General features: G+C 44.4%; 19 protein-coding genes and 4 pseudogenes. 4 read left to right on the top strand and 19 right to left on the bottom strand.

The features are described 5' to 3' along the window. Positions 1 to 38 precede the first annotated feature (38 nt). From KJW29_RS09805 to lspA, 10 genes and pseudogenes are all read right to left on the bottom strand, one after another. Positions 39 to 572, bottom strand: a complete 534-nt coding sequence (locus KJW29_RS09805; protein WP_214629649.1) for a redoxin domain-containing protein — start codon at positions 570 to 572, stop codon at positions 39 to 41. A gap of 226 nt (positions 573 to 798) precedes the next feature. Beyond that, positions 799 to 2,922, bottom strand: a pseudogene (locus tag KJW29_RS09810) (heavy metal translocating P-type ATPase); the annotation flags it as partial. A gap of 219 nt (positions 2,923 to 3,141) precedes the next feature. Continuing rightward, a complete protein-coding gene (locus KJW29_RS09815) occupies positions 3,142 to 3,507 on the bottom strand; it encodes an ArsR/SmtB family transcription factor (protein ID WP_214629651.1) in 366 nt (121 codons plus the stop codon). A 74-nt stretch (positions 3,508 to 3,581) separates the two neighbouring features. Then, entirely contained in the window at positions 3,582 to 4,661 is a 1,080-nt protein-coding gene (locus tag KJW29_RS09820; RefSeq protein ID WP_214629652.1) for a copper resistance D family protein, read from the bottom strand. Beyond that, positions 4,661 to 5,179 carry a copper resistance CopC family protein gene (locus KJW29_RS09825; RefSeq protein WP_214629653.1) on the bottom strand — a complete coding sequence of 173 codons (519 nt, stop codon included), beginning with the start codon at positions 5,177 to 5,179 and terminating at the stop codon, positions 4,661 to 4,663. Before KJW29_RS09825 ends, KJW29_RS09820 begins: the two co-directional genes overlap by 1 nt. 164 nt (positions 5,180 to 5,343) lie before the next feature. Next, positions 5,344 to 7,923 carry a heavy metal translocating P-type ATPase gene (locus KJW29_RS09830; protein WP_246608672.1) on the bottom strand — a complete coding sequence of 860 codons (2,580 nt, stop codon included), beginning with the start codon at positions 7,921 to 7,923 and terminating at the stop codon, positions 5,344 to 5,346. Between the two features lie 13 nt (positions 7,924 to 7,936). Next, entirely contained in the window at positions 7,937 to 8,266 is a 330-nt protein-coding gene (locus KJW29_RS09835; RefSeq protein ID WP_246608673.1) for an ArsR/SmtB family transcription factor, read from the bottom strand. A gap of 113 nt (positions 8,267 to 8,379) precedes the next feature. Beyond that, positions 8,380 to 9,066, bottom strand: a complete 687-nt coding sequence (locus tag KJW29_RS09840) for a DsbA family protein (RefSeq protein WP_214629656.1) — start codon at positions 9,064 to 9,066, stop codon at positions 8,380 to 8,382. A gap of 878 nt (positions 9,067 to 9,944) precedes the next feature. Further along, positions 9,945 to 10,382 carry a cytochrome c biogenesis CcdA family protein gene (locus KJW29_RS09845; RefSeq protein ID WP_214629657.1) on the bottom strand — a complete coding sequence of 146 codons (438 nt, stop codon included), beginning with the start codon at positions 10,380 to 10,382 and terminating at the stop codon, positions 9,945 to 9,947. Positions 10,383 to 10,402: 20 nt separating this feature from the next. Continuing rightward, on the bottom strand, positions 10,403 to 10,891 hold the full coding sequence (gene lspA / locus KJW29_RS09850; protein WP_246608674.1) for a signal peptidase II: 489 nt from the start codon (positions 10,889 to 10,891) through the stop codon (positions 10,403 to 10,405). 777 nt (positions 10,892 to 11,668) lie between these two features. Here lspA and KJW29_RS09855 point away from each other — a divergent pair. Next, positions 11,669 to 12,698 (top strand): annotated as a pseudogene (locus tag KJW29_RS09855) (heavy metal translocating P-type ATPase); the annotation flags it as partial. Positions 12,699 to 12,805: 107 nt separating this feature from the next. Here the strand turns inward: KJW29_RS09855 and KJW29_RS09860 are convergent. From KJW29_RS09860 to merR, 6 genes are all read right to left on the bottom strand, one after another. Beyond that, positions 12,806 to 13,024, bottom strand: coding sequence for a twin-arginine translocase TatA/TatE family subunit (locus KJW29_RS09860; RefSeq protein WP_214629658.1), 219 nt, complete (start codon positions 13,022 to 13,024; stop codon positions 12,806 to 12,808). Positions 13,025 to 13,048: 24 nt separating this feature from the next. After that, positions 13,049 to 14,245, bottom strand: coding sequence for a ZIP family metal transporter (locus KJW29_RS09865; RefSeq protein WP_246608675.1), 1,197 nt, complete (start codon positions 14,243 to 14,245; stop codon positions 13,049 to 13,051). Positions 14,246 to 14,262: 17 nt separating this feature from the next. Continuing rightward, a complete protein-coding gene (locus KJW29_RS09870) occupies positions 14,263 to 15,126 on the bottom strand; it encodes a multicopper oxidase domain-containing protein (protein WP_425517555.1) in 864 nt (287 codons plus the stop codon). 680 nt (positions 15,127 to 15,806) lie between these two features. Next, complete coding sequence (gene merA / locus KJW29_RS09875; RefSeq protein ID WP_214629660.1) at positions 15,807 to 17,441, bottom strand: mercury(II) reductase; 1,635 nt, start codon at positions 17,439 to 17,441, stop codon at positions 15,807 to 15,809. Positions 17,442 to 17,593: 152 nt separating this feature from the next. Further along, positions 17,594 to 17,836, bottom strand: a complete 243-nt coding sequence (locus tag KJW29_RS09880) for a hypothetical protein (RefSeq protein ID WP_214629661.1) — start codon at positions 17,834 to 17,836, stop codon at positions 17,594 to 17,596. Next, complete coding sequence (gene merR / locus KJW29_RS09885; RefSeq protein ID WP_214629662.1) at positions 17,833 to 18,258, bottom strand: mercury resistance transcriptional regulator MerR; 426 nt, start codon at positions 18,256 to 18,258, stop codon at positions 17,833 to 17,835. The genes KJW29_RS09880 and merR overlap by 4 nt, the downstream gene beginning before the upstream one ends. A 699-nt stretch (positions 18,259 to 18,957) precedes the next feature. Between merR and KJW29_RS37015 the strand changes: the two genes are divergently transcribed. Further along, the gene (locus tag KJW29_RS37015; protein ID WP_485020618.1) at positions 18,958 to 19,152 is read left to right on the top strand and encodes a four-helix bundle copper-binding protein; all 195 of its coding nucleotides are present in this window, start codon (positions 18,958 to 18,960) and stop codon (positions 19,150 to 19,152) included. Between the two features lie 167 nt (positions 19,153 to 19,319). On the opposite strand, the gene tnpC is transcribed toward KJW29_RS37015, so the two are convergent. The 3 genes from tnpC to KJW29_RS09900 form a co-directional block, all read right to left on the bottom strand. After that, positions 19,320 to 20,897 carry an IS66 family transposase gene (tnpC, locus tag KJW29_RS09890; RefSeq protein WP_214629663.1) on the bottom strand — a complete coding sequence of 526 codons (1,578 nt, stop codon included), beginning with the start codon at positions 20,895 to 20,897 and terminating at the stop codon, positions 19,320 to 19,322. Positions 20,898 to 20,969: 72 nt separating this feature from the next. Further along, a complete protein-coding gene (tnpB, locus tag KJW29_RS09895) occupies positions 20,970 to 21,323 on the bottom strand; it encodes an IS66 family insertion sequence element accessory protein TnpB (protein WP_214629664.1) in 354 nt (117 codons plus the stop codon). A 357-nt stretch (positions 21,324 to 21,680) separates the two neighbouring features. Next, positions 21,681 to 21,923: an SHOCT domain-containing protein gene (locus KJW29_RS09900; RefSeq protein ID WP_214629665.1), complete on the bottom strand. Its 243-nt coding sequence runs from the start codon at positions 21,921 to 21,923 to the stop codon at positions 21,681 to 21,683. A gap of 265 nt (positions 21,924 to 22,188) precedes the next feature. On the opposite strand from KJW29_RS09900, the pseudogene KJW29_RS37020 reads away from it, so the two are divergent. After that, positions 22,189 to 22,299, top strand: a pseudogene (locus KJW29_RS37020) (four-helix bundle copper-binding protein); the annotation flags it as partial. Then, positions 22,294 to 23,373: pseudogene (locus KJW29_RS09905) on the top strand (Tn3 family transposase); the annotation flags it as partial. The pseudogenes KJW29_RS37020 and KJW29_RS09905, both read left to right, overlap by 6 nt. Positions 23,374 to 23,431 lie beyond the last annotated feature (58 nt).

The raw sequence follows: 23,431 nt of genomic DNA on the forward strand, positions 1-23,431 counted from the left end.
CTACTGGATCAATCTTTAAATACATCCTGCCATTCTAGCTATTTTGAATCAAAAAGCTTCTCTACCCGTCTATTAATTTGGTCTTCAGTCATACCGCCCTGAACGATTTCCATAATTGTACCATCGGCTTTCACGAAATACGTGGTAGGATACGCCCGAACCCCGAATCTCCGTTCAACTGTTCGGTTTATGTCTTTTAAAATGTTATACTCCAATTCAAAGCTTCTTAAGAAGTTCCGAATGGTCAAATCATCTTCGCTTAAATTAATCGCGACAATTTTAAGCCCTTTGTCTCCCCACTTTTCGTATTGCCGCTGAAACTCGGGCATTTCCTTCACGCAGGGAGGGCAAAATGTGCCCCAGAAATTAATGATATAAGGCTGCCCTGTGAAGTCGGTTTGGCGATACACATTTCTGTTCAAATCCGATAACTCGAAGTATGGAGGCTCTTTACCTACCTTGGGCAATGTGCCAGAATCGTCGGCAAAAGTTTGGCCAATTGCAATCCCGCCAATAATAAGTATTGCTCCTAAAATAATCAGTTGAATTAATCTTCGCGAACGGCCTTTCACATGTTTTCCCTCCCATTTATTTGGATACTACTGAGTTTATTATACTATAAATCATAGTATAATAAAGGATAAGACTAGTATACCAAAATTCAATTGTTTCTTGTTAGATACTTTAGGAATGAATTACGAACGTTTTTAGTCCGTTATATAATAAAAATTCAAAATCAACAGAAATAGCTCCCCTAACCTCGTAAGTAGTTAAGGAAGCTAATTAATGTGAAGAGCTTTATGCGGTTGTTTTAAGGACGCGCATGGCATTCACAACGGCAAGCACCGTCACACCCACGTCCGCGAATACGGCTTCCCACATCGATGCTACGCCGTAGGCTCCAAGGAAGAGGAATAACGCTTTGACGCCCATAGCGAACATGATGTTTTGCCAAACGATTCGCCTCGTTCTTTTGGCAATGCGGATAGCGGAAGCCAGTTTGGAAGGCTCGTCGGTCATTATGACAATATCCGCAGCTTCGATCGCCGCATCCGATCCGAGTCCTCCCATCGCAATGCCGACATCCGCTCGTGCCAGCACGGGAGTGTCGTTAATACCGTCGCCTACAAATGCGATCTTTTCCTTCCTGTGCTTCTTGAGCTCCAGCTTCTCGATTTCCTCCACCTTATTCTGTGGCAGGAGTTCGGCGCGAACCTCATCAATGCCCAACCGTTTCCCCACTGCTTCGCCAACGCTTTTCAAATCGCCGGTAAGCATGACCGTCCTGCGAATGCCGAGCGACTTCAAGGATTGAATGGCCTCGGCAGCATCGTTTTTAACCTCGTCAGATATGACTAGATAACCGACAAACCTGCGATCGACGGCAACGTATACGATCGTTCCAATTTCTTCAGGCGTAAGATATTCGATTTTTTCCTTTTGCATTAGTTTGCGATTACCAGCGAGAATTTCTTTTCCTTCGAATCGCACTTGAATGCCATGCCCCGATATTTCGTTGTAGGATGAAATGTCATTTTCGTTCAACTCTTCGCCGTAGGCCTTCCGAATGGAATGCGCAATGGGATGATTAGAATGTAATTCCGCATAAGCCGCGTAACGAAGCAGTTCATCTTCGCTTATTCCGGCCTCGGGACGAATGGAGCTTACGGCGAACGCTCCTTTTGTCAAAGTGCCCGTTTTATCGAACACCACATATTTGACGTCATTGAGCGCTTCAAGGTAGTTGCTGCCTTTGACTAGAACGCCACTACGCGAAGCTGCTCCAATCCCGCCAAAGAATCCAAGCGGGATGGACACAACAAGAGCACATGGGCAGGAGATGACAAGAAAGACCAGAGCGCGATAAATCCAATCGGTAAATGTTGCTCCCTGGATGATCAATGGAGGTACAACTGCGAGCAGGAAGGCAATAATAACGACAACCGGCGTATAATATTTGGCGAACTTCGTGATGAAATTCTCGGTAGGCGCTTTTTTGCTGCTGGCGTTTTCGACCAAATCCAAAATTTTGGATACGGTGGATTCGCCGAAAACTTTGGTCACTTCAACCGTCAGAACGCCGTTTTTATTAATAAATCCGCTTAATACGTCTTCCCCAGGTTCGACTTCTCGCGGCACTGATTCTCCCGTTAATGCCGAAGTGTCCATAGCCGAATAACCTTCTACTACTTTGCCGTCGAGCGGGATTCGCTCTCCCGGTTTGACAATGATGTGCTGTCCGACAAGCACGTCCTCCGGATCCACTTTCTTCGTTTCGCTGCCAATCTTAAGATTGGCATAATCGGGCCTTATATCCATTAGCGCACTAATGGACTTCCGAGATCGATTGACGGCAATGCTTTGGAACAACTCCCCTACCTGATAGAAGAGCATAACGGCTACGCCTTCTGGATATTCTTTAATAATGAAAGCGCCAATAGTCGCAATGCTCATGAGAAAATTTTCGTCAAAAACTTTACCGCGTAATATGTTTTTCCCCGAACGCAACAGAATGTCGCCGCCGATGATGAGATAAGCGGTCAAAAAGAATAACAACTCAAGGGGCTGGCTCAGTGGCGCCCAAACTCCCCCAGCTAGAAAGACCGAACCGATAACAAGCCTGGCGATCATCTTGCGAGTAGACGCTGTGCCGTGATCATGTGTAAACTCCTGTTTTTGTTTGTTCTTATCGATAACCTGAATTTGAGGCTCCAACTCGTTAATCTTTTGAGTTGCGCGCCTAACGAGTTCCTGCTCCTTGCTCTTCGGGATGGATAAAGTCATTGTTTTGGTAGCAAAAGCAACCGAACAGGAATCAACGCCATCCATCTTTTGAATCTGTCCTTCAATCTTCATCGCGCAATTGCCGCAGTCCAATCCCTCCAAAGTGAATGAACGCACTATTCGTTCTTCTGATTTCTCCAACGCCAACACCGCCTTTGTACATATGATCAAATGTTCATATAATTATTATAGCTTAATAATGAATGATCAGTCAATTTCAAATTACAACGTAATCTCATTATGGCTTGTCAGAGCACAAGATATGTACATGCGGTAAAAGTAAAATAGGCTATTGTCTATGGTACTTGAGAGACAATAGCCTATTTTGCATCTTCCCTTTGAACAATCAGCTTATAGCTAATCATGTTGCAAGTGATTCATCGTCTGACAAAAGATCTCCTTCACATGATCGTCGCTCAGGGAGTAATAAACGGTTTTTCCATCTTTGCGTCGTTTGACCATTCGGGTATTCCTCAAGTACCGCAATTGATGGGAAACGGCGGATTGAGCCATATCCAGAACAAGACAAATATCATGGACACATAGTTCTTGGTTCAACAACGCGTGAATAATCTTCACTCTTGTCGGATCGCCTAATACTTTGAAAAACTCGGCTAAATCAGCGGCCGACTGCTGATCTATCTTGGCCGCGTTCATCCTATCCGCATCTAGATGTGTAACGGTGCAAGTTTCTTCGCTTTGTTCCAAACTTGTCCTACTCATGCGCTGGTCACCGCCTTACGTTGATGATACCCATTATATCAGAAACGTTACGTTTAAGGCAGTAGCGGGGAATTTTAAATCGCTAGCATCAAGCCGTAATAAAGTAAAAACGCGCTGATTAACGACCATGCAAAGGTTTGAATAACCTTCTTGCGACGGAAACAAACCAAGGCTGCCCAGACTGCGAGAAAACTTCCAATGAACGCAAACACGGTGAGCGGAGTCGCCGATAACATAACGTCCCGATCTTGTTCTAACAGCCCGTTGTTAAACCAAAGATACAGCGGTGAAGCAGGCGATTCGTTGAGCGTATTCGAAACATCGTGAGGCGCCGGCTGTTGATTCATATAACCTGTAACGGAGAAGATTAGCAATAAAATCAAACTTTCCGCTTTTGCCCATATCTTAGGATTAAAGTCTTCTTGTTGTCGTAGTTTTCGCTTAATCCAGAATCCATTAATGAATGCAAACAAAACTAAAGGTACAATCAAAAGATGTTTGATTAACAATGCTTGTCCGTAGGGAAGCTTCCATGCATTCGTATACTCAGGCGCGACTCCGATCGTAAGAACAAACCCCGAAGCTGCTGTAACCATAAAACATAAGATGGCCATGGGATGATACCAGCTCAGGAAACCGCTCCAATGTTCCGTACGGCCTTTAGACCACCCTGCCAACAACAATGGGCCTACCCAAAGTGACACGGCTAGGATATGCAACGTTTGAGACAGTATCCCCCACGTGCCATACCATGAGGCTACATGGCTGATCCAGCCCTGAGCGATGATCAAGATAGCCAACATGAGCAAGACGATTCTAAGTGTAGCCGCATGATCGATTCTTCGCGCCGTATAAATTCTCGCCGCCAAGAGCAAGGAAACGATCAACGTCAACCAATAGGTTTTACCCTCCGCAAATTCGGACATGACATTCGTAAACGTCAAGCCCCAGCCGATATCATCCGAGAAGAAGGAAACGATTCGGAGGATGGGGAAAAAGGAAAACAAGCCGATCCCTAACGCGGCAAACGCAACAAGTTTGCCAGATATCAGCGTGACAGGCCGATAAGGCGCCGGAACCACATTCAGAAGGACATAGCCGCTAACAATTGCGAAACATAAATAAAGCATCGGCTCGGTTAACCAATAGAACATTATGACGGATTCCTCCTATAGCCCAACGCTATGGTAATGATTGCCCCTATCGACAAAATTCCGATGATCCAAATTCCTGCTTGTTCCGAGTTAGGGGTTCGGTTGCCAACAACTTCAACGACAGATTCCTCGAGAGGCTCCGGCCGAGGTGTCGGAACAGAAGTCATCGTTGGCACGGGTTCCGCTTGAGGCGTCGGCGACTCCTTCATTGGCATACTTATCTCAAAGGAGAAATCTCCTTCTATTGGATGACCGTCCTTGCCTACGATCTTCCATTCCACCTTATACATCCCGTTCGACAGGGACTCCTTCAGAATGGCAACGATTCGGTGATCTTGTATTTCAATCTTGTCGAGCGAAATGATAGATCCATCGCCTTGACTGAGTTTGACCGTACTTAATGGAGCGACTTCCGTGTTAAACTCCAATACGACTTCCTCAAGCTGCTCCTCAACGATGGATCCTGCTTCGGGATACGAATTGTCCAAGCTTGTATGAGCATGGACAGGTAAGGACATAGCAGCTCCCACCATTAGAATTGCTAGAAGGAACATACTTAATAATCGAATGAACAAAGGGATGGCCTCCGCTTCTCGTTCTTCTATAGATGTAGGCAAAATCATGCTGTGGAAACAAAACAGAATGGGGATTCATAAGAATCCCCATCTTCCACAACGTTCTTCTAGGAACTGCGCAGCTTAAGCAGACGCATACTGTTGAGAATGACGATTAACGCGGCTCCGGTATCGCTGACGACCGCAATCCATAAGGTCAAAACATCCGGGAAGATCAAGACCAATGCGGCCGCCTTCACGATTAAGGAAAACCAAATGTTCTGTTTAATAATTCGTAATGCCTTGCGGCTCAATGTAACGGTATGCGGCAATTTCTCTAAATTATCGGCCATTAGGACAATATCCGCCGTCTCCATGGCGGTATCGGTTCCCGCGCCTCCCATGGCAATCCCAAGATCTGCCGTGGCTAAAGCTGGCGCATCGTTGATGCCGTCCCCGACCATCGCGACAATATGCCCTTCTTGCTGCAATTGCTTGATTGCAGTTACTTTATCTTCGGGCAGCAGCTCTGCAATATAACGATTTACTCCCATTTGAGAAGCAACCTTCTTCGCCGTGCCTTCGTTATCGCCTGTCAACATAACGACTTGACGGACTCCAACGTCTTGTATCGTCGCAAGCGCTTGAACTGAAGCCGGTCGCACCGAATCAGCCACGGCAATCATGCCAAGCACATCCTCTATCGTGCCAATGATTACGATAGTATGGCCTTCTTGCTGCAGCTTCACGATCTGAGCTAGCCTTTCCTCGATATTGGCTTCAAGCTCTTGGAAGAGCTTCAGATTGCCCGCATAATAGTCTCGGCCATTAATCGTAGCGCTGACGCCTTTGCCGACAATATTCCGGAATTGATCGCCTTGCATAGCTTGAATACCTAATTCGTTGGCATAATTCACGACCGACTTGGCGATAGGATGCGTGGAGTACTCTTCCAATGTTTTGGCAACCGATAAGAGCTTTTCTTCCGAGACGGTATAAGCTATGACCTGTGCAACTTTCGGTTTGCCTTCCGTAAGGGTACCGGTCTTGTCGAACGCGATAGCCGATACTTTCCCCGCGACTTCAAGGAAAGCTCCCCCTTTGATCAGCACGCCGTTCCTTGCCGCGTTCCCAATGGCGGATACGATGGCGACCGGCGTCGATATGACAAGCGCGCATGGGCAGGCCACGACAAGAAGCTCTAATCCTTTGTAGAACCATTCCGACCATGAACCAAGTCCGATGATGGGTGGGAATACCATAACCAACAATGCGAACACAAATACGATCGGAGTATAGATGCGGGCAAACTTATCGACAAAAGCTTCCGTCGGCGCCTTTTGTTCTTGTGCTTCCTCTACCAAATGAATGATTTTTGCGATGGTCGTGTCTTCCACCAATTTCGTGACTCTGATCTCCAGCGAACCGTGTTCGTTAATTGTGCCAGCATATACAATATCGCCGGGCTGCTTGTCGACGGGGATTGATTCACCCGTGATCGGAGCTTGATTCACGCTGGATTCGCCAAGGACTATGGAGCCGTCCAGCGGTATTTTGTCTCCTGGCTTGACTACGATCATTTCGCCGACTTTAATGAGCTCCACAGGTTTTCTGATCAGCTCTTGCCCGTTTTTCACCCAAGCCTCCGGCGGAGCCAGATCGATTAATTCCCGTATGGAGTTTCTCGTTTTTTCGATAGAACGGGTTTGAAGGACGTTGCCTAGAGCGAATAACCAGACTACCGTAGCACCTTCAAACCATTCCCCGATAGCTGCAGCGCCAAGCACCGCGACGGTCATCAGCACATTCATATCCAGGGAGCGGCTTCTGACGGCATAATAGGCACTCTTGGCGGGTCTATACCCGCTAATAACAATGGCTAACACATATAGAACGGTAATGAGCAAAGATGATACACTCGTGTACGAGCCGACGAAGCCAGCGAGCAATAATACTCCTGACAATACGAGACCGTTGACTGAAGACTTCTCCTTATGGACTTCTGCCCTCCTTCTACCCGTGACGAGAGTAGCTTTGAAGCCGGTTTTCGTCACTTCTTTCAGAATTTCTTCGACCTCGTTTTCATGCTCCATCGTCATTTTGCCCGTTGAGAAGTTAACACTGACGCTTATGACGCCTGGATGATTCTTGAAGTGGTTCTCGATCGTTAACGCACAAGATCCGCAATCCATGCCCTCGATTTCGTAGACTCTAGCCGACCCTATCTGTTCTACTTTTTCCAGCATAAAACCGAGCTTATTAAGCGTTTCTGGAAGACGTTCCAGCGCAGCAGGCTCGGTCGTGACTACTCGCATTTTGCCCGTACTATAGTGCACTTGAACCTGAGAAATTCCTTCTTCCCTGCGAACCGCTTTTTCAATCGTGACTGCACACGCGGAGCAATCCATGCCGTGGACCAAATACTCGCTTTTGACACCAGCAGTTTCGTTTGTAATATCTTCTACTTCTTGAGTCTCCGGTTCAGTAGAGCAGCAGGAGTCTGAGCAAGTTGATGGAGACTTCTCGTACTTCGCAACTTCCTTTGTTTCTTCAGCTATTTCCTGACAGCACGCGTCTGTACAGGTTGTCGTTGTATTTGTAATCGGGATGACGTTTAAGTTTTTCTTGAACTTCAATTTCGGTTTCGTTTCGTTGGTTGCCGCAGACGAGCAGCAGGAGTCGCTTTTATTTACGCTATCATTCGTCATAACCACGCTCCTCCTAACGCACCAACTCGTCCGTTTTTTCGCATGCTTGGACTTCATTCTCGACGATGAGAAATACGGAATCCATAGCATCCAACAGATGAAGAATTTGATCATTGCGCAAGCTGTAGTATACAAATTTGCCTTCTTGTCGTCCAACGATGATGCCGCAGCCTTTCAAGCATGCTAGATGTTGAGATATGTTGGATTGATTTCCGTTTAGCTCTTCGACGAGCTGCGTTACCGTCTTTTCTTCATTACGAATAGATTCGAGAATAAGCAATCTTGTTTTATCGCTGAAGCCCCTAATAAATTTAGCCTTGAGCTCGCATGTATGTTGTTCCAAGAGTACATCCTCCTTCATTATCACATCAGTAGTTTCTAATATGATAATGATATTAGCATTCGCTAATATGTGTGTCAAACATTTTATAAAATTCGGTTTCAGTCTACGTAACACTATCTCTCGATATTTAGTTCATGCTCAATCGCTCGTTGGATGGCTGCGTAATCGAACGGATTATCCATGACAATGTTGTTTACGACAATGGTCGGCGTTTGCTGGATGTTGAATTGATCGACTTGTTGCTGGTCTAGGTCAAGCTCATCCAGAATCTTCTGCGAGTAGAGAGCCGTTTTAAACTTTTCAACATCTAGGTCAGGGATGACAGCAGCTGCAATTTCCAGCACATTAGTTTCTGTTACCCATAGATCATCATGATTGGCTTGCGACGGCTGCTCATCGAACATCGCTTTGTGGAACTCCCAGAACAATTCGGGATAATTCATATATACGACTTCGCTTGCTTGAGCGGCAAGATTCGATTCTTCTCCGTGAAACATGGTATTAATATAAGCAAATGTGGCTTTGCCTGTATCGATATAATCCTGTTTTAACTGCGGCCACACCTGCTCTCCCCAAATTTTGCAGGAAGGACATTTGTAATCGCCGAATTCGACGATTGATACCTTTGTTTGTTCATTTCCGTCTTGAGGTTGTCCAGCTATTGAAGGAGATTCCGAGATGGTCTTACTGGAGGCATCTTCAGCATTGTTCAACCAGGTAATGGTGAAAATGCCGACAATTAGCAAAAGTGCGATAAGCGTGTAAATTACGAACATTCTTGACCTTTTGATGTGATTCATAATGTACCTCCGACAATTAGAGTAGATCGTACCATTGAATATAACAACATGCCTTTGGTATCGTTTAGGCACGTCAAAAAACTACGATACATAGTTTTATTGACATGAGCTTAGTATAGCAATTTCGAAACGATGAATTCAGAGAAAATTGTAACAAATTTGAGAACATTGATAAAAATAAACTTAATGTCGACTATTTGGGGAATGCCGCTCTACATCAAATCGAGATGGATATTTTGTCGGAATTGATTTATTAAGTGAGAAGATAATTACTGATTTTCTAAAGAGCCTTGGTGAAGGAGGAAAACGATCCTCATCGTGCACCATTTTTTTGAAGAAAACAAAGTTTTAGACTGAGAAAATAGATAAACTAGGAAAATAAAGTTTTAGACTAAGAAAATAAAGTAGACCGCCGGCGCCTCATTAAGCTAAAGGGTAGTTTTGTTTGGTAAAATCTTCAACTATTGGTTAAGGTGTTTCGTTTGTATTTGTAATTAAGGAGGTGGATTTCATAGGGAGATCATTTCTAATTTTAATGTCAATGATGCTTTTAGTCGTTGGGTGCCAAAGTAAAAAGCAGATAAATTATGACAAGTTGGTAATTCTCAAACGTTTAGGAACTGAAAATAATCATGGAAATTACAAAGAGATTACTAATAAAGGTACAATTCTAACCGTCAAATCGTTGCTCAAAAAGAGGGCTGGGAAAAAGCTAAGCATAGCATGTCTAGACCTCCAGATTATAAGTTTCATTTCGTACCTATAGACGGTAGTGAAGCATTATCTATTTGGTACGACGTTTGGTTTACTAATGAATACGCAGAACTTTATCTAGAAGAGGCAAATCAGTACAAAAAAGCTTTCCAAAGGGGATTCTCTTACACTAAGTGATATAATTTTATAACCAGCAGATTAAGCTCCCTCGGAGAACTATAGTTTAACGACATCATGACGGCAGTCGGCTTCCGATCGGTTGCCGACAAGCTTGGTCGAAATACTCCTGCAAGAACAAGACCCATCAAAATAATCACGATTGCCGATACTTGACGAATTGCGTCCTGATTATCCCTGAATACATTGACAAATACATTGGAACCGTAGCCAAGCGCAAAGAAAACAGCAGAAAAACCTAAAATAAAAAATAGGGTATGGCTCAGCGTTTTTGTACGAATCGCACGGTTTGTTCCGACTTTAAGTTTATTGACCGATATACCTGTAATATAAGATAAATAGGCAGGATACAACGGTAAACTGCATGGAGATATGAAAGAAGCAAAACCTGCCGCAAACGCAATACCAACATTAACAGTGCTCATTTATTTGCTCCTTCATCCTGTTAGGGTGCTGATGAGATCTTTCGATTTCCTCTCTTGGCTTTCAGCAAAGTATCAATTATGACCAGCCCCACACCTAATGATATAAAGACATCCGCAACATTAAACACTAGAAAATTAATAAAAGTAAACTCGAGCATATCTACAACCTCTCCTTTACGGGCGCGGTCAACAAAATTTCCGAGCGCTCCTCCCATTATGAAAGCCAGACCTGAGGAAAGCACGACATTCCCCCTGTAAACCTTCTTTAAATAAATCAATATGAGAGCCAGAACCACTACAGTAATCAGGATAAACAAAACCCGCTGATTCTGTAGTATTCCGAATGCAGCGCCGCGATTTCGGATGGATGTCAATTGAATAAATTCGGGGATGAGCGGGATTTCCTGATCCAGCTTCATATTAACAACCACAAGTCGTTTTACAATTTGGTCAACAACCAATACTATGATCGAAATTACATAATAACGTATCAAAACTTCACTCCTCATTTTTTATTCCCCTTCTTATACCATAAGATTTCCCATACTACTACCGCTTGATCATATGATCGTCAGCGATTCGATGTTTGTTCTGAGAGCTGTAGAGTAGAACATGCTTACGAGCAACGACAGCCACAAGCCTAGTAAAATAATTAGTTCTGTCACATTTATTCTCTCTGTTCAATATATACTACGAATAATAGTTTAATTTCTCAATACACTTTCCGTCAATCTAAGTTCAATAAAGTTCAAGGATTGTACATTTTATGCACAAAAGATCGAGGATCCCGATATTGGAAAGAAAGGATTTGGACGCCTTTGTCTGAAAACTCTTCGGAATTTTGGACACGAACAAAGCAACAAAAAAGCCGTTGAGCAGCACCATAAACAAAACGACAAGCAGATTAATAATCGATAACCATCCCCCCAATCCGCATCTTCCCCGTACGATTCATGTTAAAATGTATTATCTATCTCTAAGCAAATAAATTCTCTTCAGATAAACTTCCATAGGAATGCGTTAAGCTCACGCATGTCCCGCTTCTACAATTTATTATCAGCGAGTTCTAATTTTCGCTATACTTTTTCGGAAAAAAGTATACTAACTTCATATAAGATAATTAGCGGAATCCAAACCAGTAGTCGGATATTAGATCAGGCGGCGTTACCGATACAGAGATAACGATCAAACCGATGGATGAAATAAAACAACTGGAACAGCGCACTGACACTAAGTTAAGCTACACCTCTGGAAAATTAACCATCAGTCCCGACTTCCCTTGTCAGTTTCAAGGCCTATCTGTTCTGATTGTCGGCTGTCTTTGCGCATTGATTCTATCTTCGCAGATTGCAATTGTATCGGGAATTACAAGAACCGCTCGAAATGGAATTCTTGTCAAAGGCGGCGTATTCTTAGAGCAGCTTGGAAAAATTGATACATTAGCTTTTGATAAAACGGGAACGTTGACAAAAGGCGAGCCGCATGTTGCTCAATTCGAAGTTTATGATGAGGAGCGTTTCTACCCGATTGCCGGAGCTATCGAAAAATCTTCATCCCACCCATTGGCTCGAGCAATTATGAAGGAGATAGAAAGCAAGAACGTCCTTATTCCTGATCCCGATGAGATCCAGACAGTTACCGGCAGAGGAATCAAAGTAAAAATTGATGTAAGACCGTACTGGCTCGGCAATGAAAAAAGTATAGAACATATTACCATCCCGCCTGTTATACAAACGCATTTTGATGCCATGAAAGCTGACGGTCTTACGCTTGTGCTTGTAGCTGATAATGAACTTATTCTTGGCTTGATTGGCATCGCCGATGAAATCCGTGATGAAAGCCGTTCGGTTATCGCTTCCTTGCATATGTTAGGAATAAAGAAGACGGTTATGTTGACAGGCGATCATCAAAAAACGGAGGCTTGCTACCCGAAGATAAAGTGAATCGCGTGAAAGAGCTTTCTGATAAAGGGACCGTGGCGATGATCGGCAATGGAATAAATGATGCTCCTGTACTTGCATCTGCACAACTCGGCATTGCAATGGGGAAAGGTACCGACAGTGCCTTTGATACAGCAGATATGTGCTGATGCAGGATCATTTGGGCAAACTGCCTGAAGCCGTGTCGGTGGCCAAACGGGTAAATCGGATTATTCGCTTCAACATAATCGTTTCATTGGGGATAAAAGTCATTGCACTGTTCCTTAAGATTCCTGGATGGCTAACGTTATGGATTGCTATCCTGTCCAATATGGGCGCAACCATCTTCGTTACGCTTGTCAGTTTAACCATATTAATCGAGAGAAAGTCCCGTTGAGTTTACCATTTAACTGCTTGTACGCGAACTGAAACTATGGCCCGTAAGAGACACTTCTAGGAAAGTGTCTCTTACGGGCCACATGCCATGGTTCCATGGCAGTTACTCTACAAGTGATTCGATCCTTTTCCTGCCTGAAGCTGCTCCTTTTCCTCTTCAGGTTTCGGTTGTTTCTCAGGATCAACTCCTCCGCCAAATCCGCGCTTGAACTCCAAAAAAGTCGAACCGATCGCTCTTCCCAGTTGAGGCAACTTGGATGGTCCAAACAGCAACAATCCCAATATAACAATTAAAACAATTCCTGATACGCCAAAATTCATCGGCATCGGATAAACCTCCGTTCGAAATATTTAAAAGTTTACCAATAATGCTGTTACGTACATAAGTACGATTCCCAACGTTACACTAGAAAAATTAAGCCATGATACGGAAGGAGCTCCTATCGCTTTGGCATCCCTCATAATCATTTTAAGAATGACATAAATGACTTGAGCGATGGCACCGGCTCCAATACCGAAGAACAATGCCGCCAACGTTTGATTGAAAACAAATCCGCCAATCCAAGTACCTAATATAGCAGGCGCTCCGCCGAGAATCGCCAATGTCAAAAACGTCCTAAAGGTGGGTTGTGTTTTTAACAATGGAGCTGCAATGCCGATTCCTTCTGTGATGTTGTGAAGCGTGAAACCAATGATGAGGAATGTGCCAAGCGCAGCCTCGCCTGATGCAAACGCAGCACCTATCGCCAACCCTTCTCCAAGATTATGAAGCCCGATCCCTCCAGCTATTTTGTACGATACCGCCTTTTCATTATCCCTAATCATCTTCGACTTCTTCGTATTGCTTTGATCAACTGCAAGTAGAAACAAGAAGCTCAGGACCGCTCCGAACCATACGAGCCCCGTCCCCTGGAAAGTGCCTGGCGCCAAGGCGCCAAGTTCAAGCCCCTCTTGGATCGTATCGATTGCCAGGAAGAAGAGAAGCCCCACAGTAAAGGCCAACACTGCCTGAATCCCTTTGGATGAAAACCGCCTCATGTATGGATACCATAACAACCCTAGACCCACCGGTATCACGCCAACATAAAAACCGATTAACGAATATTGCAGGAAACGATTGACATCAGCAACCGGAGTTTTCATCGCAGCTGGAACTTCCCCGACAAAAATCAAGCTGTTCTCCGTAATAAGCTTTATTTCATGCAGATCCCCCTCTACCCAGGGATATGGAATATACACGGTAGCCCTGCCAAATCGTTCGATTACAGGGCTTGGAGAGAATGTTGCATTCCAAAAAGCCCCATCAACAACGATTTGCGCAATCGTTAACTTCTCTGGACCAGAATTCAGAACTTTAACTTCGAACCCTTCATTTGTAAGGAGGATACGTTCAATATTTAAAACTTCTATAGGAGCGGCCTGTTGTTCTTCAACACCCGTCCCCCATTTAACAATTCCAAAAATAATTCCGGCCAACAGAATTAGAGGCAAAATGCCTAAAAACCAATTTGTTTTCCTATTGAATGCTTGCACGGGCTCAACCTGCACTCCAAATCCCCCCTCTCTTATTCGGCTTCAAAGAACCCCATCCAGCCTAACTCTGTAAATTCACTTTGATGCGCATGGAACATGTACCTGCCTGGGCTAGGAAAAACAACTTCAATGATTCCTCGCTCTCCTTGACATTGCATAATTGTATCCGTATATTGCGGACGAGCATCCGGGTCCGCTCCTGTTGGATAATAATAAAAGAAATTGGCATGCAAATGAAATGAATTAATCAGATCGAATTCCGTTAAATTACTTAAGTAGATGCGTACTAACTCCCCTGTTTTTACCTTAATTGGCCTGGATTGATAGGCAAAGGCATATCCATTGACGGTGTACACCTCATTTTCTCCATCCAAATCCAGGTCGAACCCGTTCATCACCATACTTAACTCTTTTGCCGGTTTCCTGTTTTTTTTCGGATCTATGATCATATGCCCATATAACCCTTTGTGAATATGTCTTGCAAGCGGCGGTACATGACAGTGGTATGGATGCAGCCCAGCCGGCTGCGCTTCAAATTCATAAATGAATGACTTGCCTGTAGGGACTGGTTCCAAACCATCCATATTCGTAGGATGAATTCCATGCATGTGAATGGAGTGGGGATGAGCAGAACCATTACCGAACTTAATTCGAATGATATCTCCTTCTGTGCAGCGCAAGGTTGGTCCAGGTATCGTGCCGTTGAATGTCCAGCCGGGAAACTTTATTCCCTTCGCAATCTCCACATTGCTATCCCATGCCAAAATTTCGTATTCTCTCATTGTTTTGCCATCTGGAGTTTTGCTTATCACTCCGTAATCAAAAGCTGTTAAAGCTTTTACAGCTGCTTCCAAGCCAGGCGTTGATTCTGTTCCAGGCTCATAACCATGAACCATCCCTTGCGCCATTTGATTCTGCAACATATGATGAGTCTCCGTTTTCTCCATTGCACTCGCGGATTTACTGAATAAAGAACTTGTATTAAACAAGCTGCTTCCCAACATTCCTAAGAAACCGGCAGCACCAACCTTTAGGATCGTTCTTCTCGATAAGTTTCGATCTGGCTCAAGCGACATTGTAGATACACCTCCGAATGAAATAGAATAGATTCAGTTCTTTCCCTGGGGAAAAAGATTGTCCAAAAGAATTATTTTTAACTAAAGACAAAAATGTTTCTCTAAGTAAACATTTTGTTGTCTTGAATATAAGCTACCTTGGTCGCTTTGTAAAGTGATTTTTTGTAGGCTTGTACTCAACAAGAACTTCATTCTAAAACCATATTTTTAAAACATAAAAAATCCGTAAGTTAGGCTTACGGATTTCTTCGACCAACCGGTTTGATCGTACTTTACAATTAAGTCCATATTGTAAGAGTCTCAGCACATCGGCGTCAGTCGTGGCGGAAAGACAACCAAACTTCATACTGAGGTACCGCCAACAAAACGTGGAAAACGTACGCTAAGGTATATTTATAAGATTCAATAGCCATATATGCGCAAAAACAGGCTGCCCGGGCAGCCTGCAGTTTATTGAAATCGTTCTCCCCAACCATGTGAATTACCACAGATAATATACCTTATCCAGCGCAACAGGATAATTTGGATACATCTTTATTAAACGTAAGAGTCACCAGTTTTAATCCTTCAACTATCGTTAAATAGGGAGCTAGGGTGTCGTGTAAATCTTCAACCGTTAAACCAAATTTTACAGCAAGTGTGGCGGCGTAAATCACATCTCCTGCATTTTCGGCGACAATATGAACGCCGAGCACCTTTAACGACTTGGAGTCTGCAACTAATTTAAAAACGCCTGTTGTTTCGCGATTTACAAGTGCTCTAGGCACCGAATCCAAAGGAAGAATAGAAGTCTTCACTTCATATCCTTTTGCCGTGGCTTGCTCTTCCGTAAGTCCTACTGTCGCCACCGCCGGTGAAGTGAACATGACCCCCGGAACAGATTCAAGGTTTACCTTTTTCTCTAACCCACCTACTGCATTATCCGACGCGATGCGTCCTTCATAGGCAGCTACGTACACAAACTGCGGACCCATCGTCACATCGCCTGCGGCGTAAATCCAAGGATTTGAGGTTTTTAAAAAATCATCGACCACGATTTCGCCTTTGGAACCAATAATAACATTCGCGGCACGAAGATTCAGTGCTTCGGTATTTGGTTTTCTGCCGGTTGCTATAAGTAGCTGCTCGGCTTCGATGACTTTCTTTTCGCCGTTTACTGAAATATGAATTTGTTTCAAATCCCCATTATCTTCAACGTGCTCATACGTGACACCGGTAATCAGATTCATCCCTTGCTCGGTGACTGCTTTTGTCACAGATTCGGAAATTTCAGGGTCATACTCTTTTAACAACCGAGGACTTCTTTGCAACAGCGTAACTTCTGACCCTAAATTATGAAACAACTGACCTAATTCCAGTGCAATATAACCTGAGCCAATCACAGCAAGTCTTTTTGGCAATTCTTTAAGGTCAAGCAGTGACGTACTTGTTAAATAGTTAGCGTCTTTTAAACCTGGAATATCCGGAATCGATGGTGAAGCTCCTGTCGCGATTAAAAATCTTTTCGCGGTAAGCTTTCGTCCACTCACCTCGATGGTTTTTTCATTAACGAATTTTGCCTCTCCGCGAATGAGTTCAAATCCGTACTCACCAATCAAATGTTCATACTTTTGTTCACGCATTTCGGTTACAAGTTCATTTTTTTGTTTCACTAGCTCTGCCAAATCCACAGTTCCTGCAGATGTAGTTAGCCCCAAGAAAGGGTTGTTTTTGGCTAAGTGATTGATTTCACCGGCACGCATCAGGGTTTTCGATGGCACGCAGCCCACATTTACGCAGGTTCCGCCTACCGTTCCTCGCTCGATGATCGCCACTTTTACACCATGTTCGACCGCTTGAATCGCGGCGGAAAACGCTGCCCCACCTGAACCTATGATAAGAAAATCATAGTCGCCCTCATCGCCGAGAGCATCATGGGATTCGATAACTTCCGCATCTCCGGATTGATATTTTGCCTCGTTGATGGCTTTTTGGGCTGTTTCGATCGCAACGTCATCCGGTAAATCAAACGTGGCTTCATTGCGTCGAAAGCTCGCCTCAATATTCGCAGCTCCAATGCTTTCAAGTGCCATTGCAACGTGCTCTTCACAGCCAGTACAAGTCATGCCTTGCACATGTATACGGTACTTTTTCATTTTTTATCCTCCCATTACGCCAAATCCATATTTTGTAACCGATTTTTGAATCTGCTTTAAATCAGTTCTTCTATCAACGAAGGAAACCGTAACTTTCCCTTTGTTTTCCATGGGTTCAATGTCTACTTTGCTATCCCCATCGACCTTTGAAATTAAATCTTGAGCAGCAATCGTATGATTTTATCGGTTTTTGCTTGTTTGCTGGCTCGTTTAAACATCATGACAAGAGAAATCACAAATACGATTCCCAAATTAACACTGACAGCTGTTTGATGGACAGCAAAATATACTCCAAGCGTAGTTCCCGCAAGTAAAGGGAGAATCAAAACGAGATGGCAAGGACAGGAAAGCAGAGCTAAAAAGCCCCAACCTTTTTTTTTCGCATTTTCTTTCATTGGACTTCTTCCTTTTCCTTTTGATTATTGTCAATGAGCGCTTCGATGATTGGGCATTCGTGTATCGCTTTTTCATCTGGACAACGGTCTTTTAAATCTATTAGCATCGTTTCGATTCGTTGAAAGTCTCTAATTTTCGACTGAACATCTTCCAGCTTTTGAACAACGAAATCATTCATATCCGCACATCTCACATCGTCTTTATCAACAACACCCAGCAATTTATCAATTTCAGACAATGTAAAACCAAGCTCCTGTATCCGTTTAATGAACATGATTCGGTTTATCGTATCTTCCGGATAAAGCCTGTAGCCAGCATCCGATCTTACTGGTTCATGAATCAAACCTTTTCGTTCGTAATATCTTAATGTTTCTTTGTTAACGTTACACAATTTAGAAATATCTCCGGAGCGATAATTCATTTTCATCACCTCTAAATAAAGTATAAACCATGTACCATGGTACATGGTCAAGGATCATTATTTCCCTTCAAGAAGTTGAATATGCTACCCACTAGTTAAATCACAATAACCACGATGTGCAGCCGCGTCTGCGTTTTATTATATAACAGCCTGTTGAATCTATTATCGGGGTCCAGCCAACTTTTTAACGAAAATATACGCTAAGCCTTCGGATAAGACCGGATTAGCGTTTTTTCTGACTCGGGGTAGTACCAGCGTAGCTGACAGCCACCCACAAGCTTATGGATTAAATGTGTGCATCATAAATACCTTGTTTTTTAACCATGTAAGGAGAAAATGCCTCAGTATATGCGGCGACAGGTTTTGAGTGAGCTGTGCTTCTTCCTGAATGTTTGGCTAGGATTTTTCGGATGCCACGGTCCGTATAATCCAACTGAGCCACTTACCTGGTTCGCGCAGCACCTGAAGTATCGTCTCGTTCTCATGTAGAATGTCCCGGTTTAGCTGATGTATCTGCATCCGGTCCGTATCACGTGAGCAACTCATCTGCACCGTAGATTATCCAGTTCTCCGGCTTCTGCCTTTTTGGTTCAAATAGGTCAGGACATACGCACAGTGAATACTTTATCAGGGTAACCACATATTGAAGGAGAACTGATAATGCCAACCCAAATGATGATGCCGACAGGAACGCTTCGAATGCTTCAAGATTGTGCAAGTATTTGTTCCGGAACATGCGATATGCTGTTGAATAGGCCGGATGCTCATTTAAGAAGAGCTCAAATTAAATTATTAGGCGATTGCGCAACCAATTGTGAAGTGTGTGCTAAATTCGTCTCTGGAAACAGTACTCTGATGAAGTTAATTTTGCGAATATTGTGCTTATGTATGTGAGATATGTGGAAATGAATGCTAAAATACTCAGATCAAATGTGTGAGCAAATGTGTTTGAACTGCGATAGAGTAATGTCGCTCACTTGTCATGCAACTTAGCCACAGTTTATAAAAGTAAGCGTCAAACAGCCCCCACCTTGAAACCAAGATGAGGGCTGTTGCTTTGTTTATTCTTGTTTATATACGCGACAAATTAGCGGTAGCGATGATGACCACGGAAGCAGCCTGTCCAGTGCATTTGGATCTTTGGGATCAGCTAGCTGAGGCAGCTGTTCAAAAAGATACTGAAGGTCCTTGAACGGGTTTAATCCATTCTCCTTTGCTGTTTCGATGACGCTGTAGATCGTCGCACTTGCTTTTGCACCGCGCGGTGTGTTGGCAAACAGCCAGTTCTTCCTCCCAATGACGAATGGTTTGATCGCACGTTCGCTCCGATTGTTGTCGATCTCCAGCCGACCATCTCTCAAAAACATTGTCAGTTTCTCCCACTGATTGATACTGTAGGTGATCGCTTCTCCTAGCTTGCTCTTTGGCAATGTGCGCGAACGCTGCTGCTTCAGCCACAGCAAATAAGCATCCAAAATGGGGAGACTTCGCTCCTGACGGATGGTGTAACGTTCTTCAGCTGTCGCCTTGGCCAACTCGCGCTCGATCGCAAATAGCTGGTTACAGAAGGCAAGTCCTTGCTGGGCAGCGGTTGCCGTCTTGTCTTGTGGAAGCGGCAACGCTTTTAATGCCTCGTCGAACTTCCGGCGTGCATGGGCCCAACATCCCACAAGGGTCACTTCCTTGACCTTGTGGTAGCCGGAATAGCCGTCGACATGCAGGTAGCCGCTGAAACCTTTGAGGAAGTTCCTCGGGTTCTCGCCTCCGCGCGTCGGCTGGTAGTCATAGTAGACAATCGGCGTATCGGTGTGACCCGTTCGATACAGCCACAAGTACGAATTCGAAGAGGCGGCCTTACCGGGTTCGTGTAGGACTTGTAGGGTCGTCTCGTCGGCATGCAAAATGTCTTTCTCGAGCAGTTGAATACGCATGCGGTCTGTAAGGAGCGACAGCCACTGCTCAGATCCGTAGATCATCCAGTTTGCAAGCGTTTGGCGTGACAGGGTAAGGCCCAGTCGGGCAAATTGCTGCTCTTGATGATAGAGCGGCTGGCTGTCCACATATTTCTGACTCATCACATGTGCCACAATGGACGGGGATGCGAGACTTCCCAGCTGAATCGGTTTTGGCATAGGCGCTGTGACGATCGGTGTACGGATCTCTTCCCTCTCGCAGCGGCGACACGTGTAGACGAGCCGCACACGACGGATGACCTTCACCTCCGCCGGAATGACCGCAATCTCATTACGCGTTTTGGTGCTCATCTCATGGAGTCCACCGCCGCAGCACGAGCAGAATTGCTCAGACTCCGGTAAGGCATGGTGGATCATCTCGATAGGAAATTGCTCTAGCTTGGCTTCTTGGTTGCCAACACGTTTCTTCTGGTTGTACGTAACCGTCTCGACGTCTGGCTCTTGAGGAGCGGACGCAGCAAGCACTTCAGCTTCGTTAAACAGATTCATCTCCAGTTGGTCGGGATGCGTCTTCTCACTGGAAGCGCCGAAGCGCTTCTGCTGAGCCAAGCGAAACTGCTCTTCATACCATTTGAGCTTCGCAGACAGTTCAGCAATTTGCTGTTCCTGTTTTGAGATTTTCTGTTGAAGAAACTCGGGGTCAGGGGTTTCCGTTCGCTTTTCCATACTAAATGATTTCGATACCGCGCAGGCGAGTACCTGCTGCCAGGTCTGACGATTTGCGTAAGGTGTGATTTCTTAAATCACTACTTCAGCCGGTACTTTCGGATGAGCCTGCCGCTGACTTATTGATAGCCCATCGAGCAGCCAGCGAAGCTCGCGGCTTGTGATCGCAACAGGCTCCCGATTTGCCTGCGGCCACTGGAACGTACCGCATTCGATCCTGCGGTAGTACAACCAAAATCCGTTATGCTCCCAGTATAATATTTTAAGTTTGTTGCGCTCACAGTTGCAGAAAACGAACAGCGATGGAGAAAATGGACTCATCCCGAGTCCTTCCTGGACGAGTGCGGCAAGGCCGTCGATCGATTTGCGTAGATCGGTACTGCCACAAGCTAGATAGACGGGCTTTGACGTCATTTCGCTTAACATACCCGATCGGCCTCCTATAAGCAAAAGCCCAGAACAATTTTCGCCTAATTTTTTCGTATCGTTTTGCCATTCGTCATCGACAACAAGTATATGAAGTCTTTGCATAGAATCTCTCATTCGATAATAGCTTTATTTTACAACTTAAATTTGTTGAAAGCATGAAGCTGCTTTTTCTCGTGGAAAGGTCTTAATACAACAAAAGCGCCTCTTATCGAGAAGCGCCAAGCTGAACAGAACTATTCGTTGTTTTTTGGTTCATTTCGTTTCATCTTGGGATATGTCCATAATCCAAATGCCCCGGCAAACCCGGCAACAAGGGCGATTAGATACAACTGTTCATCCATGGCTGGTACTCCCTTATTTCACGTCATTGATGACTTTTCTCATTCGTAAATATTCATCATCATTAATTTCGCCTCTAATGTAGCGTTTTTTCAGCATCATCAAGGGACGATCCACAACACAGCTCTTCATCATCAACAATCGGGCAACAACGTAAACGGTTGCTCCAATCACAAGTATAACGATGAGCGCCCCGATGCACATCATAACACAAATCATAACCATCATCCATCTATCCATCATCATGCCATCCATCATCGTGAATACCTCCCATACATAGAATTCTTAAACTTGGGCAACTTTATTCGTTCGCGTGTTATTCAATCAACATGAGATGGAGAGGTTGAATAAAAGAAAATCCAACTGCCAAAATACCAGGTACTTGGATGGGTATACACCTACCTATCACTACTTGATTCAGGTTTTCATCTTATTGTATGACCCGATCACGATACATGCCCTGATTAAAGTTCCTAATGTAGGGAAACTAATCCTGATCTGTATTTAGAAAGCGATGAGGTAATTGCACGCTGTTCACCAATCTTGTATCGATGCATGCCTTAACTGTGTAGTCGAATGCCAACACTGCGCTACCGCATGTGTAGGCGAGTCTGACGCACAAAATCGGCAAAGTGTATTCAAGTTTGCCGATCTTGGTGCAGCACTCATAAAGGCTAGGAGTGAAGGCATTGATCCGTTTATTGCACTCGATGCCGTCATGCCATGGGACAAGCTCGTTGAATCCATTGAAGAGGCAAAGCGGCTGGCACGTCCCTTTGAATACGATTATTTGGACTTACTCGAAAAGAAATTTTATAAGTTGCGAAAGTATACACCAACACTGTTGAAATCGCTGGAATTTCGCTCCACCAAATCAGCAGATCCACTTATCAAAGCTATCGATATTATCCGGAATATGATCGAATCCGGGAAGCGGAAGGTTCCGGAAGGCGCACCGTTGAATTTTGTTTCAAACCGCTGGCAGAAGCATGTTTATGATATTGATGGAACAATTAACAGACATTATTATGAAATGGCTGTTCTCACCGAGCTTCGGAATTATGTCCGTTCCGGTGATGTCTCCATTGTCGGCAGCCGTCAGCATAAAGACTTCGATGAATACCTCGTTCCGAAAGAGAATTGGACACGAATCGAACCTGGCACTATAAAACTCGCGGTGAGTATGTCGCCCAGCGATTACTTGGCTGAACGTACGGAATCGCTGCTCAAGAGGCTGTGATGGGTTTCAAAAAATGTGGATATCCTCGAAGGTATCAACGTAGACAATGGTAAGTTGCATATCGAACGTTTGGAAAAGGATACTCCAGAAGAAGCGCGGGATTTCAGCGTATCCTTGTATGAGCTGCTTCCTCGTATTAAGCTGACCGATCTACTTATGGAGGTAGCCAAATTGGACAAGATTTCATGAGCAATTCATTCACGCTTCAACAAATCGACCTCCGAATGAAGAGGAAACAAAGGTGCTCATGGCTACAATAATGGCAGTAGTTACGAATATTGGTTTGACCAAAATGGCCGAAGCCACTCCGGATGTTTCCTACCGGCAGATGGCCAACACAGCCCAATGGCGATTTCATGAAGATGCCATGAAAAAGCGCAAGCTGTCCTTGTCAATTACCACCATAAGTTAACACTACCCTCTTATTGTGGTGATGGTGTAGAGTCGAAGGAGGTCGGCTTGCGCCTTCCTCCGTCCGCTCGTTCAAACGGATCGTGCAGTTTTCCCGCAATCCGCTTTCCTTCAT

The sequence above is a fragment of the Paenibacillus agaridevorans genome (assembly GCF_018604145.1).
Classification (GTDB): Bacteria; Bacillota; Bacilli; order Paenibacillales; family Paenibacillaceae; genus Pristimantibacillus; species Pristimantibacillus agaridevorans.

Excerpts from the sequence above, each read along its gene's own strand:
- KJW29_RS09840 (WP_214629656.1), bottom strand. The coding sequence starts at position 9,066 with ATGAATCACATCAAAAGGTCAAGAATGTTCGTAATTTACACGCTTATC.
- KJW29_RS09870 (WP_425517555.1), bottom strand. The coding sequence starts at position 15,126 with ATGGTTCATGGTTATGAGCCTGGAACAGAATCAACGCCTGGCTTGGAA.
- merR (WP_214629662.1), bottom strand. The coding sequence starts at position 18,258 with ATGAATTATCGCTCCGGAGATATTTCTAAATTGTGTAACGTTAACAAA.
- KJW29_RS09900 (WP_214629665.1), bottom strand. The coding sequence starts at position 21,923 with ATGATGGATGGCATGATGATGGATAGATGGATGATGGTTATGATTTGT.
- KJW29_RS09815 (WP_214629651.1), bottom strand. The coding sequence starts at position 3,507 with ATGAGTAGGACAAGTTTGGAACAAAGCGAAGAAACTTGCACCGTTACA.
- KJW29_RS09845 (WP_214629657.1), bottom strand. The coding sequence starts at position 10,382 with ATGAGCACTGTTAATGTTGGTATTGCGTTTGCGGCAGGTTTTGCTTCT.
- KJW29_RS09860 (WP_214629658.1), bottom strand. The coding sequence starts at position 13,024 with ATGCCGATGAATTTTGGCGTATCAGGAATTGTTTTAATTGTTATATTG.
- tnpC (WP_214629663.1), bottom strand. The coding sequence starts at position 20,897 with ATGGAAAAGCGAACGGAAACCCCTGACCCCGAGTTTCTTCAACAGAAA.
- KJW29_RS37015 (WP_485020618.1), top strand. The coding sequence starts at position 18,958 with ATGCTTCAAGATTGTGCAAGTATTTGTTCCGGAACATGCGATATGCTG.
- KJW29_RS09825 (WP_214629653.1), bottom strand. The coding sequence starts at position 5,179 with ATGTCCTTACCTGTCCATGCTCATACAAGCTTGGACAATTCGTATCCC.
- tnpB (WP_214629664.1), bottom strand. The coding sequence starts at position 21,323 with ATGTTAAGCGAAATGACGTCAAAGCCCGTCTATCTAGCTTGTGGCAGT.
- merA (WP_214629660.1), bottom strand. The coding sequence starts at position 17,441 with ATGAAAAAGTACCGTATACATGTGCAAGGCATGACTTGTACTGGCTGT.
- KJW29_RS09820 (WP_214629652.1), bottom strand. The coding sequence starts at position 4,661 with ATGTTCTATTGGTTAACCGAGCCGATGCTTTATTTATGTTTCGCAATT.
- KJW29_RS09830 (WP_246608672.1), bottom strand. The coding sequence starts at position 7,923 with ATGACGAATGATAGCGTAAATAAAAGCGACTCCTGCTGCTCGTCTGCG.
- KJW29_RS09880 (WP_214629661.1), bottom strand. The coding sequence starts at position 17,836 with ATGAAAGAAAATGCGAAAAAAAAAGGTTGGGGCTTTTTAGCTCTGCTT.
- lspA (WP_246608674.1), bottom strand. The coding sequence starts at position 10,891 with ATGAGGAGTGAAGTTTTGATACGTTATTATGTAATTTCGATCATAGTA.